The following is a 14,433-nucleotide window of genomic DNA, read 5'->3' as shown; positions in this document are numbered from 1 at the left end:
AATATTCACATATGTAATTGCTTTCCTTAATTCAAACAGGAAGGGGAATATGATGGAGGCATTGGCGTTTCTCTCAGCAACAATCGGTATTTTGCTACAGCCTTTGGTAATGTTGTTGGTAGTCATTATTGCATTTCAGATTTTACAATACTTACGTACAAAGAAGGAACTAGATCGGCAAATCTTGCAGGAGCTGCAGGCTATTAAGGATAGCTTGACAAAACAAAAATAGCTTACCAGTATAAATTGCGGAGAACGAAATATCCTGAAGCCTATTTCCGAGCAATATCGCATCTCGCCTTCCTTTTTCAGTCAGCGGCGAATCCGACCAGCCCTGTAGACGACCTTCTGTATTCCATTCTGTTTCTCCGTGGCGCGTGATGTATATGTGTAGCATATGTACCTCCATGTAACATTCAATAATACAAATATCCTACCATAACAAGCTTTTATGTTCTATTTGCCAACACTGTATACAAAAAGAAAAGCGCCGCAATCGGCGCTTTTTCTTATACTTCCTCGCTTGTTACTCGCTCAAATTCTGCTGATACCTTTTCAAACTCTGTATCGTCTTCAATGTAAGACAATTCACCGTTCTCTTCCACTTTAAACAAGAACACGTCCATTTCTTCTTCCGTTGTCGATTGGATATCCTCCAGAAGACCTACGGCGATATATGCATGACCTTCTACGTGCATCGTGCCCAATACCTCTACCTCTTGCTCTTCACCCTCGTCACCGATTGCAAAAACGTCGCCTACTTTGATCTCTTCCATATCGACCGCTCCTTTCGTTTCTTGCCAAGTTAGAATGTTACCCTTTCATCTTACGTTATCGGGCGCACATATACAAGCATATGCTTCAATGGTAGTATTGATGCAATCTTTCATACAAACCGCCGCTCTCTACCAACTCTTCATGAGAGCCTTGTTCTACCACTCGTCCCTCTTGTAAAACGACAATATGGTCGGCCGTTCGAATCGTATTAAGGCGATGTGCGATAATAAAGCAGGTGCGTCCTTTCATCAGCCTTGCAAGCGCCTGCTGTACATGCTGCTCTGTCAGTGTATCAATGCTACTGGTCGCTTCATCTAACACAAGAATAGCCGGCGCGGCAAGCATGACCCGTGCAATTGCCAGCAGTTGTCTTTGTCCTTGACTGATGCCGCTGCCGTCGGGACCGATTACTGTATCGTAGCCATTTGGGAGCTTGCTGATGAATGCATGGGCCCCTGCCATATGTGCTGCTGCAACAATTTCCTCCTCAGTTGCATCCAAACGACCGTAGCGAATATTTTCACGTATACTGCTAGCAAGCAGCACTGTATCCTGCAATACAAAGCCCATCTGTCGCCGCAAGCTTTCACGTGTAATTCCCTTGATGCTTTGACCATCAATACGAATATCGCCTGCCGCCGGCTCATAAAAGCGAGACAATAATCCTGTGATGGTTGTTTTACCGGCTCCGGTTGGACCGACAAACGCAACTGTTTCACCCGGACGTGCTCGAAAACTGACATCTGTTAAGGTCTCTTCTGCACCATAGGAAAATGAAATATTTACAAACTCCACATGCCCTTGTATCTTCTCTACTTCACGAGCGCCTATCTCATCTTCCTCCCGCTCTTCATCCAATGTTTCAAAAACACGTTCCGCACCTGCAATTGCTGATAATAGCGTGTTGAACTGATTTGCGAGATCATTGAGCGGTCTTGTAAATTGACGTGCATACTCGGCAAAAATGACGATGGTTCCAACTGTGACCATACCGCGGAGCGCGAGCACACCACCGATACAAGCAATAACGGCAAAGCTACCATTGTTTAGCACGTTCATCAATTTCGGAATAAAACCGGAAAACACCTGAGCCCAATAGCCTGTTTTTTTCAGTTTTTCATTCTTTTCCATAAATAGCTTGATAACACGCTCTTCCTGCGAAAAGATTTGCATCACCGATTGTCCTGATACCATTTCTTCGACAAAGCCGTTTACTTCGCCTAGATTTCGCTGCTGTTGTTGAAATAGCGGACCTGTTCGTGCCGTAATCCATTTCATACCGATAAACAATAAAGGAACAATCATCATGGTAAGCAGTGTTAATAGGGGGCTTAACCAAAGCATTACAGAAATCGTACCGATAAGCGTAATCACGCTCAATACGACTTGAATGACTGAACTATTCAAAGTAGAACTAATATTTTCTACATCATTAACAGCACGGCTCATAATTTCACCGTGCTGCCGCTTATCAAAATACGGCAGCGGTAAACGGTGCAAATGGCGAAACAATTGGCGACGCAGCTTAGATACTGTATCCTGAGAAACATGAATCATCCAATAGTTTTGCAAAAAGAGGGAGACTGCATATAGAAGATACACTGCAAAAAGTCCCAAAAGCAGTGACATAAGCCCTTCTGGTTGTTTCGTCACAATATAAAGGTCAATCGCTTTTCCGATTAAAAACGGACCCAAAAGGCCAAGACCGGAGCTTAATACAACAAGAAAGAAGACAACAAATAGTTTGCTTCTTTGCTCATCCACATACGCCCATAAACGGTGTAAGGTTTGTTTCCAATCGTTCGGCTTTTTGTTAGACATGCGCAGCACCTCCTAATTGTGATGTATGCATGTCTCGGTACAATTGCGATGTGCGAAGCAGCTGACCGTGCGTACCTTGTGCGACAACGCGTCCGTTCTCAAGCAGAACGATGCGATCGGCTCTCCTTGCTGTGCTGACCTTTTGTGTAATAAGTAAGGTTGTGCAGTGATAAGCTTGAATAGCTGTAAGCAAGCGCGATTCTGTTTCTGTATCAAGGGCGCTCGTACTGTCATCAAGTAACAGCAGCTTCGGCTTTCGCACGAGCGCACGCGCAATGGCAACTCGCTGCTTTTGGCCACCGGATAAGTTCACACCTCTTTGTCCGATTATGCTATCGTATTGGTGCGGCATGTTTATGATTGTGTCATGAATTTGCGCATCCTTTGCCGCTTGTATAATTTCTTCGTTTGTTGCCTCGCTGTTTCCCCACGCAATATTTTCACGTATGCTTCCTGTAAATAAAAGTGACTCCTGCGGTACCATCCCAATTGCCTGTCTGACACTTTTTACATGAAGTGATTGAATCGGGTACCCATCTATATACACATCCCCTTCTTTTACATCATATAATTTAACCAGCAGTTGCAGGAGCGTTGTTTTGCCCGCACCGGTCTCTCCCATAATAGCAATGGTTTGACCCACTCCTGCCGCAAACGATACCTCCTGCAGGGCATACGAGTCTGTGTCAGGGTATCGAAAGAACACATTGCGAAATGCAACACTTCCCTGTAACGATACCTCCATTCCCTTTTCTTCTTTCTGGTCCGCTGCTAATACTTCTCCAATTCGTCCAGCTGAGGCGAACGCACGAGAATAGGCCATAATAATAAAGGAAAATACCGAAAAAACAGAGGTAATACGTAGCGCGTAATTGACAATAGCAACGACCTCTCCAACCTGTGCATCTCCAGCTGAAACACGCACGCCGCCAAACCAGAGGATTACTAGAATGGCTGTATTCATAATCAGAAGCAAAACAGGCATTGTGGCTTCTAGGGTTCGCAATGATGTAACGGTACGTTGACGCAATTGTCCGTCTGCCCTGTCAAAGCGTTTTGTTTCGTATGTACGACGCGAAAAACCACGAATAAAACGCATAGAAGCTACATTAAAACGCATAACACTATTTACGTTGTCCAACTTTTCTTGCACACCGCGAAACAACACCCTTCCTCTTCTCAGCATCCACCATAAAAAGAGAAATAGCGGCGGGACTGTCACAAGAAGCGTAAAAGCCAAACGCAAATCAAGGATGCACGCCATAACAATGCTACCTACTAGCAATAGCGGGGCACGCATGGCAATGCGCAGACTCATAAACAACGTATTTTGGAGCTGCGATACATCGCTTGTTAAACGCGTCACAAGAGTAGCAGCGGGAAAACGCTTCGCTTCTTGCACCGACAGGGATTGTACTTTTGAAAATGTTGCATGTCTCACATCGTGACCGAAGCCTTGGCTAACATGAGCAGCAATAAACGAGTTTGCAACACCGGACGCAAAGGCAAGCAAGGACATCAGCAGCATAATTCCGCCCCATGTTAACACCTTCCGCAAGTCATTCTCCATTATGCCTTCATCAATAATTTTTGCCATAAATAATGGATGTAGCAATTCAACCCCAAGCTCCACCAGCATACAGAAAAGAGCTGTTATCGCCGCAAATCGGTATGGTTTGATATATCGTAATACATGCAAAAAAATCTCCTCCCTATTTTGATGTATGTAGAAAACGAATGAAAAATCCATCATAGCGATGGATTTTTCATTCGTCTTACTTTTGTGCTTCTCCGTATGTCAAATGATAGCCACGCGTTTTTAACTCAATCACGAGTTGCTTCGCATTTTCCAGATCTGTTTCGATCACGAACAAATATGGATCGTTTTCCGCTGGTTGTTGATTCGGTCCATATGCCTTTAAGTTTACACCTTTAGCTTGGTAGCCTCTACCCTCAAACTCGCGCACAAGACCACGAGCCTGCCAAAATGCGGTATTTGGTATGATTACTTTATAGGACGGGCTATCCAATACTTTATCCGTTCCATAGCCTTTGTAGTTAAACTGCAAGTGGGGATTGTCAACAAAATCCGTCCAATCTCCGCCCCACTCAAAGCCTAAGCTTTTTGCATACGCGATGGCAGAACGATATGGCTCTTGTAAATACGCGCTGCGGCTCCATTCATCTTTTCCGTTAATGATGGGAACAAAATCCAAAGCCTGCCCAACTAAATGATACGACTGCATAGTACGTGATACACCTTGCGCTACATACTGACGTTGACGTTCCACTGTACGAATGGTTTCATATATTAAGATATCAGCTTTGTTATCAATACAATATTGATACCACTTATAAGCGGCAGCCTTTGTGTTGGGAGCAAGTTGATCAAGGTTTGTACGATTACGCTTGTCATATGTCATTTGAAATGCCATGTCACATCCTCCTTTTTAAAAATGGTCTGCCAAACCTGCGTGATTTACAAACATGTATATCACTGTTGTATCATACGTACTTGAGAAGTCAGACGTACTAGGACAAGCGACCATTTAATGTTTGTTCATCATACATATATATAAAGATAAAACGAGAGAAGTGGGAAATTACATAAAAAATAAAAATAATCCCCATTTCCAGCGTATTCCCTTATAATAAATGATGGGAACGACATCACATAAAGGGAGTCATAACATGAAAAGCAGCAAGATTTTACTGTTTCTAACCGGCATTATGGTACTTACACTGGGCATTAGTCTCACGATTAAAGCAAACGTTGGACTTGGTGCGTGGGATGCACTGGCAGTGGGACAATCACAAACATTCGGCTTGACTGTAGGTACCTGGATGATTATCAATCAAGCGGCACTTTTATTTATCAACGCTTGGCTCTTAAAGGAGCGTCCGCAATTTTTGGCCGCCATTACATTTGTATTAATTGGTTTGTTCGTCGATTTCTGGCTATTGCAGGTATTTCCAAACTGGCAACCAGATGGAATGACACTGCGCTGGGGCGTTCTGCTTCTCGGGATCATCGTCATTGGTCTCGGGGCTGGGATGTACTTACAGGCTGAAATGCCCATGCTAAATCCCATCGATATGTTTATGATGGCACTGAAAAAACGATTCAACGTAAGCTTAATGACAGCCAAAACACTTGGTGAACTCGTTGCCCTTGTGCTGGCATTTATCTTACAAGGTCCTATCAACATCGGCACAATTGTGATTACAGTTATTATCGGACCTGTTGTGCAATTCTTCTTTAAGCAAGTTGGGCGTATAAAGCAAAAGTTTAGCAGTACAGCTATAAGCCATGCATCTGCAGGTTAACTTTTAAAAGGTGACGTAACAGGCAGAGGATATCTCACGAGGGTGAATATACATCACCCTCTTTTTTCGTAAAACATGCGGGCCTGTGTGTTATCTATCCAATAGTCAAGCTCTATTCGTTTCATTCCCTTGAGAAAAGAGGGTATCCATGCATATACAACAAACTCTTGCTACATTTGAGGAATTTGCCGCTTGGCTCCGCTCCTTACAGATGGAACCTGCATTTTGGGAAAGACCGATTGCCGAAGGAAAGTGGGAAGTACGAGATGTAATTGCTCACCTGTTCCATTGGGATGAGTATTTACTGACTCATACGTTGCCGGCTGTAAGAATAGGAAAAGATATACAGTTTCCGGATTTTGATACATACAACCATTCGTCTCTTTGCTACCGTAAATTGTCGCAGCAAGACGTACTGAACCAAGCAGCGGCCACACGCGAGCAACTTGTTTACGAACTGCGAAATATGCAAGTTGACGCATTATGTGCCCACATTTCCGTTAACAATGTTTCACATGATGCACATACCGGTGCCCCCTATTCCCTGCTCTATATCATTGACGAGTTTATTCACCATGATTGCTATCATCAAAAGCAAGTACTCTCTGTCATCCAAACGGCTTAGTTTGGATGATTTTTTTCCTTAGGCTGTATTCAAGTCATATGTTGCTAGTTGGCACTGGTTAATCGGAGTGAAGGTGGCTCTTTGATTGGTCGCGGAAAGCGAACCCCCGTAACGGAAATCCACACCGAACTTTATGTAACACCATCTTTCCTTAAGAAACTCTTAAGAAATTCCCTAAACTGTTATTAAGATTTGTTTGCTATACTAAAACACATGATATACTTTCGAAAGGAGTGTGATACGTATGGACAAATTTACAATTCTGGTCGTCGACGATGATGAAGAGATTCGCAATGGCATTGAAATTTATTTACGAAACGAAGGCTTTCATGTTTTAAAGGCAAAAGACGGCATTGAAGCATTGGACTTTGTCATGACACATGATATTCATCTCATCTTACTGGATATTATGATGCCGCGCCTTGATGGCATTTCCGCAACCTTTAAAATACGCGAGCAAAAAAACATTCCCATTATTATGCTGAGCGCCAAAAGCGAACAGGCCGACAAGGTACTCGGTCTGCAGGTCGGGGCTGATGACTATGTTACCAAACCGTTTAATCCGCTTGAGCTCATCGCCCGTGTTAAATCACAACTGAGACGCTATGTAAACCTTGGAACCTACAACGGTACAAGGAGCATTGATTTAAACGGTCTGTCACTTGATCAAGCCGCCAAAACGGTAACCATACACGGCGAGCCCGTCAAGCTGACACCACTTGAATATAAAATTGTCGAGCTGCTGATGACCCATGCAGGACGCGTATTTTCCATTCACGAAATTTACGAACGCGTCTGGCGCGAGCCATCCTTTAACCCAGAAAACACGGTCGCCGTACATATCCGGAACATCCGTGAAAAAATTGAAATCAATCCAAAAAATCCAAAATATTTAAAGGTGGTGTGGGGTGTTGGCTATAAAATGGAAAAGTAGTGTAAAGACACTGATTTGGCTGTTAGTAGTCGGTCTTGGCTGTACCGGAACGTTTTCACTCTTGCTAGATGGAATCAATTTTACGTATAAAACGTATTTCGATACGCCGCAATTTGAAGGAGAAAAGCAAAACTACTTATCTGTGCTTTCTGAGTTGGAACTTAACTATGTACCAAAGGAAGAAGCGAAACAGCAAATCAAGGTGACAGCGGAAGAGATTCACGAACATCGCTATCGATACGGTGATTTGAATGAACAAATTGCCAGTATTACCGCACAGTATGAGGATAAAATAAATAACAGTCCAACGCCTGAAGTTGCAGGGTTATATAAAACAGAACGCGATGCCAAAATCGCAGATATCACTAAAAACTTTCAAGATGATGAACATGTACGCGCAAAAGTGTTGAAAGAAAAGGAAAAAGCGTTAGATGAACATTACATGAACTTAGAAAGTATGCAAACAGGTTACAAATACTACAATGCAACCTTCTCTTATTTCCTTGTCAACGTGGACACTGGAAAAGTTCATACGAATGTAAATGTTACAGACTACGCAGCTGCACAAAAGCTACTTAGAGAGCAAGATGTGCTTTGGCACGAGACTTACACGAGTAAAGAACCCCTGTATTTTGGTAATAAAAAGCAAGTACCCTTAGAAAACGGTCAGTTCGAAGGTATTGTAGCCGTACCGAAATGGGCTAAAAAGTCAGCTCCTATCGTTGATACCGCCTTATATTACAAAACACTAAAACAACGCTTTTTTATCTACACAGGTATATCTGTTCTTTTATTAATCGCTGGGTTGTATACGACGAAGTTTCTTCGTCCGTCTACCTTCTTTATTGCTTTGCGTCCGTATTATACGAAAGTCCCCTTTGATATTAGGCTTGGTGCATTTGCATTTATGGCACTACTAGCTTTGGTGTTCCTTATGAGCGAACGTCCCTTTAGATACTACGAGATTCACTATATGCCGGCAGATCGTATGATTTTTGGTATTTTCGCTTCAGCTTTCCTAATCGCCGCTACACTGCCGCAAGCATGGGCATTATGGAAAGAATGGCGTGAGGAATCTATTACTACGTTATGGCAGCGCACTTGGTGCTATCATATCTTAGAATTCATAAAAAAAGTATTTTTTGTCCGCAGCATCGGCATGCAGATTGTAATCTTGATGGGCCTGTTATTCACACTTGGATTTAGTGCTGTATTTGTCGCAGTTGAATCTGGTCTCATTATCGTCTATATGCCGTTTGTTTTGCTCGTGGGCGTGCCCGTTTTTCTATACATTTTAAAACAAACCGCCTATTTTAATGAAGTGTTCACTGCCGTTAAAGAAATTGCAAATGGCAATCTGCGTGCTGATTTACCTGTGAAAGGTCGTTCCCCGCTTGCTGCTCTGGCTGCAGATATTAATATACTAAAAAACAATGTATCATTTTCGCAAAAAGAGCAGGCAAAAAGTGAGCGTCTCAAAACAGAGCTAATCACAAACGTCAGTCATGATTTACGCACACCTCTTACGTCGATCATTACGTATACCGATTTATTGAAATCACCAAATTTAACAGAAGATGAACGCAGCGCCTACGTTGAGGTTCTCGATCGCAAGTCAAAGCGACTGAAGGTGTTGATTGACGACTTATTTGAGGCTTCTAAAATGATGAGTGGCAATATTGAGCTTACCTTAGAGCAAGCGGATATCGTCCAGCTTCTACAGCAATCGCTTGCGGAGCATGATGATAACATCTCACAATCCACCCTGCAATTCCGTGTTACCCACAGCGAAAATCAAATCTTCGCTGTAGTAGACGGACAAAAAATGTGGCGGGTATTTGATAACTTAATTAGCAACATTTTAAAGTACTCTTTGGAATACTCTCGTGTATACATTAACATTACAAGCGCCGGTGAAGATGTAATCATTACATTTAAAAATGTCTCTAAATACGAGCTTGGCGGCAATACGGAGGAACTACTCGAGCGTTTCAAGCGCGGCGACACGTCGCGTCACACCGACGGCTCTGGCCTTGGTCTTGCCATCGCCAAATCTATCGTCGACCTGCACGGCGGCGAGCTCGACATCGAACTCGACGGCGATCTCTTTAAAATCACCATCACATTACGAAAAAGTGTCCTATAACGGACGCTTTTTTTATAGGCTTGCAGCAAAATAGAAAAAAATCCTTCACACACCTGTACATCCTAAGCCCTAACCCAAAAGAGAATGTCATTTTTTCTAATTGCAACGATATGCACAGCTATTTGCTAATCTATATAAGTCTACATGATTTTTTCGACATAGAAACAGCAAGAAAATCACAGCTTCAGAACGCCTCGCTACGTGTGTATGTTCTTATTTGACACGCGTATCTCTTAGGTTAGGCACTGATCGCAGCCACACATCGCCCGTTCTTCTCTACCCTATAAAAAAAGTTATTCCTTCAATAAATTTTCACTAAATTCATAGTCTTTATGCAATTTACTACTTTATACTTTTCTAAAAAGCTGTATAATATAAATGCAAACGCTTACTATATTAGTATATGTATAGAGATTGCATTTATTATTGTAATACTATTTTTAAGGGGAATGAGAAATTTGGGCAGCCACTATGCCCCGCGTCTTGTACGACATGCTATGAAGATGGACAACCCTTCTTTTTGGAAAGGATTCCAATTCGTGATAAGATTTTGCGAATGCTTTCTTAGGAAATAGATAAGTAATAGTTTTTGGTAAATATTAATTATTCTGATAACATAAGAGTATAGGGGATATTCATCGACACATCACCGGCAAGACAGAAACACGCACGAACTTAGGAGGTTTTGTTGGATGACAAAACAAACAAACGGTAACCCGTGGTTGAAGTTCCACGGTCCAAACCTTGGCTATGTAATTGAACAATATGATCTTTTTTTAAATGGTGAAGCGGTAGAAGCAGAATTGCAAGACTTGTTTACAACATGGGGCGCACCACCTGAAACAAATACAGCAGCACCAGAAACAGCACCGCAAGCCTTTGACGGCTCAAAACTTTTGGCAGCAGCACGACTACTTGATGAGATTCGCTCACAAGGTCATGTCTATGCCGATTTAAATCCACTAGAGCGGACAAACGCACAGGTACCTTTGAATGGTCTTAGTGAAGCAGATTTGAAAGCGATTCCAGTTACTGCGATATGGCACGAGGCACCGCAGCATATTCGCACTGCTTGGGATGCAGTTCTTCATCTGCAGCAAGTATATACGAGTACATTAGCATTCGAGTTCGCACATGTACAAGACAAAGCAGAGCGCACTTGGCTGCAACAGCAAATTGAAACTATTCCGCAAACCATCAGCAATGAAACACGCATTGCTGTGTTAAAACGATTAACAGCCGTAGAAGGCTTCGAACAATTTTTGCACAAAACTTTTGTCGGCCAAAAACGCTTCTCCATTGAAGGCGTAGATATGCTCGTTCCTATGATGGATGAGTTGATTGCACACGGTGCAAAGCAAGGTGTACAGGATGTTGTCATTGGTATGGCGCACCGCGGGCGTTTGAGCGTGCTTGCACATGTATTAGAAAAGCCGTACAACGTCATGTTCACGGAGTTTCAAAACTCAAAAGCGCAGGCAGCTGACGCTTGGACGGGCGATGTAAAGTATCACCTTGGTAAAGAGCACATGGTTGGCGGAACACGCGTAACACTTGCAAACAATCCAAGTCACTTAGAATTTGTTGATCCGGTTGTAGAAGGCTTCGCACGTGCGGCACAGGAAAACCGTGAAAAAGCTGGTGAGCCTACGCACGATGTATCAAAAGCATTTGCGATTTTGGTGCACGGGGATGCGGCATTCCCTGGTCAAGGTATTGTCGCTGAAACGCTGAACCTTGGCAGATTGAATGGCTACCGCACAGGGGGGACAATTCACATCATTGCCAACAACATGGTCGGCTTTACAACAGACAGCTATGACTCTCGCTCCACGCGCTATGCGAGCGACCTTGCAAAAGGGTTTGACATTCCAATCATACACGTAAACGCGGATGATCCAGATGCATGTTTACAGGCTGCTTCCCTAGCATACCGCTACCGCGAAACGTTCCAAAAGGATTTTGTTATCGACTTAGTTGGTTACCGCCGCTACGGTCACAACGAAATGGACGATCCTGCTGTAACGCAGCCGCTTGTATATAAAAAGGTGAGCAAACATCCAACAGTCCGCGCATTGTACGCGAAGCAATTGCAGGAGTCAGGTGTACTGCAAAATGAGGAAATTGAAACAATCTCCGCATTTGTACAGGAGCATTTAAAATCTGAGTACGCGTTGGTTGGACCGAAAACAACAGGAAACGTGAGTGCGGACGTGAAGATGCCAGATGCTGTCGCGAACGGCATTCCAAACCTATCAACAAGTGTTCCGGCAGAAACATTGCGTGAAATCAATGCAGCGCTGCTTGATTGGCCTTCTGATTTCCGCGTCTATCCAAAAGTGAAAAAGATTTTGGAGCGCCGCGAGCAAGCGTTAGCAGAAGGTAAAATTGAATGGGCGCACGCTGAAGCGTTAGCATATGCAACCATTTTACAGGATGGTACGCCAATTCGCTTAACAGGTCAAGATTCACAGCGCGGTACATTCGCGCATCGCCACATTATGCTGCATGATACGGAGACAAACGAAACGTATTCACCACTTCATCGTATTCCAAGCAGCAACGCTTCCTTCACAGTCCACAACAGTCCGCTTTCAGAAGCTGCGGTTGTCGGCTTTGAATACGGCTACAATGTGTTTGCACCGGAAACTCTGGTACTTTGGGAAGCGCAGTACGGTGACTTCGCCAATACCGCCCAAGGTTTGTTCGATCAATTTGTATCAGCAAGCCGCGCGAAATGGGGACAAAAATCTGGTCTTGTTATTTTGCTTCCGCACGGCTACGAAGGCCAAGGTCCGGAGCACTCTAGTGCACGTCCGGAACGCTTCCTGCAGCTTGCCGCAGAGAATAACTGGACAGTAGCGAATTTAACAAGCGCAGCGCAATACTTCCACATTTTACGTCGTCAAGCGATGAGCCTCGGCAAAGATTATGTACGCCCGCTTATCATCATGACGCCAAAGAGCTTGCTTCGTAACCCGCTGACAACCTCGCCTGCTGAAGCATTAAGCGAAGGCAAATTTGAAGCGGTGCTGGAGCAGCCAGGTCTTGGCAAAACGGATAAAGTGAAGCGCCTTGTCTTAACAACTGGTAAGATGGCAATCGACTTGGCTGCGGAAGTGGAGTCCAATAAGGAACTGGAGCTTGATGAACTGCACATCGTGCGCGTTGAAGAGTTGTATCCGTTCCCGAAAGAAAAAATTGAAGAAATTATGAAGCGTTACCCGAATCTCACTGAAATCGTATGGGTACAGGAAGAACCAAGAAACATGGGCGCTTGGCACTACCTTGCACCGACATTATTTGAAATGGCAGACGGCAAAAAGGTTGGCTATATTGGTCGTCCAGATCGTTCTAGTCCATCTGGTGGCGATCCGTATGTGCATAAGGCGGAACAAGATGTTATCATCAGCTGCGCATTACGCGTTGGTCAAACTGAGCCGACAGCGCTTGAAAAAGAATTCGTTCATATGTAACAGAGCGGGGTACGCCCCCGCTCGCACTAAATCGCAAGGCAAATTGGGGAGGACATACAAATGATTGAAATTAAAGTACCTGAGCTTGCAGAATCTATTACAGAAGGCACTATTTCTCAATGGCTCATCAAAGTTGGCGACAAAGTAAGCAAAGGGGAAAGCGTCGTTGAGCTTGAAACTGACAAAGTAAACCTAGAAATTAACACAGAATACACAGGTATTGTAGCACAAATGTTAAAACAACCCGGCGATACAGTAGAAGTCGGCGATGTAATCGCCATTTTAGATACGAATGAGCAAGCGGCAACAGTAGAAGCACCAGCTGCACCAGCTGCACCAGCACCTACGCCTGCTCCGCAGCTAGAAGCAGATACACCAAAGGTAGAAACACCTGTTGCGCCGCAGCCGATGCAAGGTCTGCCAAACACAGATCGTCCAATTGCTTCTCCGGCAGCACGTAAATTGGCACGCGAGATGGGCATCGACTTAAACGAAGTGCGCAGCACAGATCCACTTGGCCGCATCAGACCGCATGATGTAAAAGCACATACTGCTGCACCAACTCCGACTCCAGCTCCTGCACCAAAGATTGAAAAGCCAAAAGCAGCAGTTGAGTTTGACAAGCCGGTGGAACGCGTGAAAATGTCCCGCCGTCGCCAAACAATTGCAAATCGCTTGGTGGAAGTACAGCAAACGGCAGCTATGCTAACTACATTTAATGAAGTTGACATGACGGCAATCATGGAGCTTCGTAACGAGCGTAAAGATGCATTTGTAAAAAAGCATGACGTACGTCTAGGCTTTATGTCCTTCTTTACAAAAGCAGTTGTAGCGGCATTGAAGCAATTCCCGTTATTAAACGCTGAAATTCAAGGCGATGAACTGATTGTGAAGAAATTTTACGACATTGGTATCGCGGTATCTGCACCAGAAGGTCTAGTTGTACCGGTTGTACGCGATGCGAACACGAAGAACTTTGCAGAGATTGAAAGGGAAATCAGCGAGCTTGGTAAAAAAGCACGCGACAACAAGTTGACACTAAAAGAATTACAAGGCGGCACGTTCACAATCACAAACGGCGGCGTATTCGGTTCCTTAATGTCTACACCGATCCTAAACGGACCACAAGTCGGCATTCTCGGCATGCACAAAATTCAGTTGCGTCCGGTTGCAATCGATGCAGAGCGCATGGAAAACCGCCCGATGATGTACATCGCCCTTTCCTACGACCACCGCATCGTAGACGGCAAAGAAGCGGTAAGCTTCTTAGCGATGGTAAAAGAGTTGCTTGAAGATCCAAAATCTTTGCTTTTAGAAGGTTAATGAA

The 14,433-nt window shown here is 44.0% G+C and carries 10 protein-coding genes and 2 pseudogenes; 7 read left to right on the top strand and 5 right to left on the bottom strand.

All coding sequences use genetic code 11. The features are described from left to right. The first annotated feature begins 49 nt into the window (after window positions 1–49). Complete coding sequence (locus tag EEJ45_RS18230; RefSeq protein WP_164464150.1) at window positions 50–232, top strand: hypothetical protein; 183 nt, start codon at window positions 50–52, stop codon at window positions 230–232. A 6-nt stretch (window positions 233–238) separates the two neighbouring features. On the opposite strand, the pseudogene EEJ45_RS00195 reads toward EEJ45_RS18230, so the two are convergent. The 5 genes and pseudogenes from EEJ45_RS00195 to EEJ45_RS18920 form a co-directional block, all read right to left on the bottom strand. Continuing rightward, window positions 239–397, bottom strand: a pseudogene (locus EEJ45_RS00195) (histidine phosphatase family protein); the annotation flags it as partial. Between the two features lie 112 nt (window positions 398–509). Further along, the gene (locus EEJ45_RS00190) at window positions 510–776 is read right to left on the bottom strand and encodes a DUF1292 domain-containing protein (RefSeq protein ID WP_124562775.1); all 267 of its coding nucleotides are present in this window, start codon (window positions 774–776) and stop codon (window positions 510–512) included. Window positions 777–861: 85 nt separating this feature from the next. Next, on the bottom strand, window positions 862–2,598 hold the full coding sequence (locus EEJ45_RS00185; RefSeq protein ID WP_124562774.1) for an ABC transporter ATP-binding protein: 1,737 nt from the start codon (window positions 2,596–2,598) through the stop codon (window positions 862–864). After that, on the bottom strand, window positions 2,591–4,348 hold the full coding sequence (locus tag EEJ45_RS00180; RefSeq protein WP_124563177.1) for an ABC transporter ATP-binding protein: 1,758 nt from the start codon (window positions 4,346–4,348) through the stop codon (window positions 2,591–2,593). The genes EEJ45_RS00185 and EEJ45_RS00180 overlap by 8 nt, the downstream gene beginning before the upstream one ends. Before the next feature lie 238 nt (window positions 4,349–4,586). After that, window positions 4,587–5,021 (bottom strand): annotated as a pseudogene (locus EEJ45_RS18920) (M15 family metallopeptidase); the annotation flags it as partial. A 268-nt stretch (window positions 5,022–5,289) separates the two neighbouring features. Between EEJ45_RS18920 and EEJ45_RS00170 the strand changes: the two are divergent. The 6 genes from EEJ45_RS00170 to odhB all read left to right on the top strand — a co-directional run bounded on the left by EEJ45_RS00170 (window position 5,290) and on the right by odhB (window position 14,429). Continuing rightward, window positions 5,290–5,925 carry a YczE/YyaS/YitT family protein gene (locus EEJ45_RS00170; RefSeq protein ID WP_124562773.1) on the top strand — a complete coding sequence of 212 codons (636 nt, stop codon included), beginning with the start codon at window positions 5,290–5,292 and terminating at the stop codon, window positions 5,923–5,925. Between the two features lie 148 nt (window positions 5,926–6,073). Continuing rightward, window positions 6,074–6,550 carry a DinB family protein gene (locus tag EEJ45_RS00165; protein WP_124562772.1) on the top strand — a complete coding sequence of 159 codons (477 nt, stop codon included), beginning with the start codon at window positions 6,074–6,076 and terminating at the stop codon, window positions 6,548–6,550. 244 nt (window positions 6,551–6,794) lie between these two features. After that, entirely contained in the window at window positions 6,795–7,484 is a 690-nt protein-coding gene (locus EEJ45_RS00160) for a response regulator transcription factor (RefSeq protein ID WP_124562771.1), read from the top strand. Beyond that, entirely contained in the window at window positions 7,462–9,630 is a 2,169-nt protein-coding gene (locus tag EEJ45_RS00155; RefSeq protein ID WP_124562770.1) for a HAMP domain-containing sensor histidine kinase, read from the top strand. Before EEJ45_RS00160 ends, EEJ45_RS00155 begins: the two co-directional genes overlap by 23 nt. A 692-nt stretch (window positions 9,631–10,322) precedes the next feature. Beyond that, a complete protein-coding gene (locus EEJ45_RS00150; RefSeq protein ID WP_124562769.1) occupies window positions 10,323–13,106 on the top strand; it encodes a 2-oxoglutarate dehydrogenase E1 component in 2,784 nt (927 codons plus the stop codon). A 60-nt stretch (window positions 13,107–13,166) separates the two neighbouring features. Further along, window positions 13,167–14,429 (top strand): 2-oxoglutarate dehydrogenase complex dihydrolipoyllysine-residue succinyltransferase, encoded by a 1,263-nt coding sequence (odhB, locus tag EEJ45_RS00145; RefSeq protein WP_124562768.1) that lies wholly within the window; start codon window positions 13,167–13,169, stop codon window positions 14,427–14,429. The last annotated feature ends 4 nt before the right edge of the window (window positions 14,430–14,433 follow it).

The sequence above is a fragment of the Ectobacillus antri genome, from assembly GCF_003852715.1.
GTDB classification, from domain to species: Bacteria; Bacillota; Bacilli; order Bacillales; family Bacillaceae_G; genus Ectobacillus; species Ectobacillus antri.
The sequence above is the reverse complement of the archived record's forward strand: the minus strand, read 5'-3'. Positions and strand labels throughout refer to the sequence as shown.